We start from the raw sequence: 2,058 nt of genomic DNA, 5'->3' as shown, positions 1-2,058 counted from the left end.
TTACAATACTGCCCCCTAAGATACCGGCGATTGCAATGGCGAGTACTACACCTGGGAAGGATAACATAATATCCGCCAAGCGCATAAGAACCATTTCAACCTTGCCGCCAAAGTAACCTGCTACGGCACCGATAACTGTACCAATGCTTACCATAATCACTACAATGGATACACCCATGAACAAGGATAATTGAGTACCATAAATGATACGAGACAATACGTCACGGCCCAATTTATCGGTACCAAACCAATGTTGTGCGCTAGGGGCTTGTAATGCTTTTGTCATATCTGAGGAAAAAGCATCGCCCGGCGCAAGCCATGGTGCAAAAATAGCAATGAATACGATAATAAGCATCAATGCAGTGTAGAAAGAGAACAATTTATGTTTCTGAATAAATTCTTTCATTATGCTCTCTCCCTTTTCAATCTAGGGTCTAATAATACATAAGATGCATCAACTAGAGCATTGATACACATGTATGCAATAGCAACCCATAACACAAAACCTTCAATCAATGGATAGTCACGCATAGTGATGGCGTAAATGGCCATATTCCCGAGACCAGGCCAAGAGAATACCATTTCAACTACCGCTACACCACCTAATAACCAACCAATAAGAACACCTAAAATTGTGATCAATGGCAAGACTGCATTAGGCAAAATGTGACCGAATAAAATCTTCATTTCGCTTACACCACGCGCACGGGCACCGATAACGTAATCCTTTTGCATTTCTTCAAGGATAACGAGTCGTACTTGACGCATGTATTTAGAACCAACGACAACCGCTAATGTAACGGCTGGCAAAATAACGCCTGTCGCCGTTATACGTGACGAAGCAATTGGAACTAAACCGAGTTTTAAGCCAAAGATGTAAATTAATACAAGGCCTAACCAGAATGTTGGCATAGATACACCTATGAAAGAAAGAATTCTCAGTACATAGTCTATCCATTTATTCCGGTTATACGCACTCAGTATCCCTGCTGGTAATGCATAGAGAATCGTAAATACCAATGCAGTTCCTGCCAATATAAGCGTACCAGGTAATGCTTCTAACATGCGATCCACTACCGGTTTTTTAGCAGAGTAACTCATTCCTAAGTCACCGTGAGCTGCATTGACTACCCAGTTTGCATACTGTACGATAAACGGCTTATCCAACCCCAACTGTGCTCGAGTTTCATCAATCGTCTGTTGAGACACGATAGTATCTGCCGTTTCCAGTAACATCGTAACTGGGTCCCCTGGAGCTAAATAGGTGAGACAAAATGTCAAAAATGTGATGCCAAACAAGGTGACAATAAACTGTCCTAATTGTTTAGCAAAGCGTTTGCCCATAGGCACCTCCTATACCCTTCTCAAATAAAAACACATAATAGTGAATAAACATAGATACACATAGAGAGTAAACATATAATATGATGCCGTGTAATAAAATCTATGAAATAACCATAAAAAAAGATTAGCCGCCTGACTAACCTAAAGAAAAACACCATGCTGTGACACGATGCCCTGCAAGATTGAGCAGGCTTTCTGACTTTTGATTCATCACAACATTTCAGCCTTCCCAGTTTCCCAGTGACCCTAATACGAAATATTGCTCCTCATTACAGCTATTTTCATAGTATAGGATTTGCACCTATTTTCCTCTTTTACGCTCGGTAGAACCGACACTCAGTTTATTCACTTTTATCAATTATAAATATACTATATTTATAATTCTCTAACAATACACATACCTCCTATAGTATTTTGAGAATATAAAAGTAAATAATTATAATTATACAAAAAATATAGAGGTCTATATATTCTAATACAACCCTCTATATATTAAATATGTTCCAAAGACTCCTTAACAGACTGTGCTGTTACCTTACGCCCATTAGAAAATTTTACTTTATCATTAATTACAAATGTCCATGTTTTATGATCATCCCCTACGGACCAAGATTCGGCAATCCACGGTTGTGGCTTCATAGAATCATCAAATTTAACTAGATTCTCACCGATGCCATACCTCACAATCCCCCAACTAAAATAATTCTCTGTAGG

2 protein-coding genes, 1 pseudogene and 1 riboswitch are annotated in these 2,058 nt (G+C 38.9%); all 3 genes and pseudogenes read right to left on the bottom strand.

The window, feature by feature from the left end:
• Positions 1-406: ABC transporter permease (locus HMPREF1151_RS06665; RefSeq protein WP_009661507.1), on the bottom strand; the 406-nt coding region annotated here is incomplete at its 3' end.
• Positions 406-1,344, bottom strand: coding sequence for a nickel ABC transporter permease (nikB, locus tag HMPREF1151_RS06660; protein WP_009661506.1), 939 nt, complete (start codon positions 1,342-1,344; stop codon positions 406-408). The genes nikB and HMPREF1151_RS06665, both read right to left, overlap by 1 nt.
• A gap of 167 nt (positions 1,345-1,511) precedes the next feature.
• Positions 1,512-1,699, bottom strand: a riboswitch (cobalamin riboswitch).
• A gap of 146 nt (positions 1,700-1,845) precedes the next feature.
• Positions 1,846-2,058: pseudogene (locus HMPREF1151_RS06655) on the bottom strand (ABC transporter substrate-binding protein); the annotation flags it as partial.

This window comes from Veillonella sp. ACP1, from assembly GCF_000286635.1.
Classification (GTDB): Bacteria; Bacillota; Negativicutes; order Veillonellales; family Veillonellaceae; genus Veillonella; species Veillonella atypica.
The sequence above is the reverse complement of the archived record's forward strand: the minus strand, read 5'-3'. Positions and strand labels throughout refer to the sequence as shown.

Excerpts from the sequence above, each read along its gene's own strand:
- nikB (WP_009661506.1), bottom strand. The coding sequence starts at position 1,344 with ATGGGCAAACGCTTTGCTAAACAATTAGGACAGTTTATTGTCACCTTG.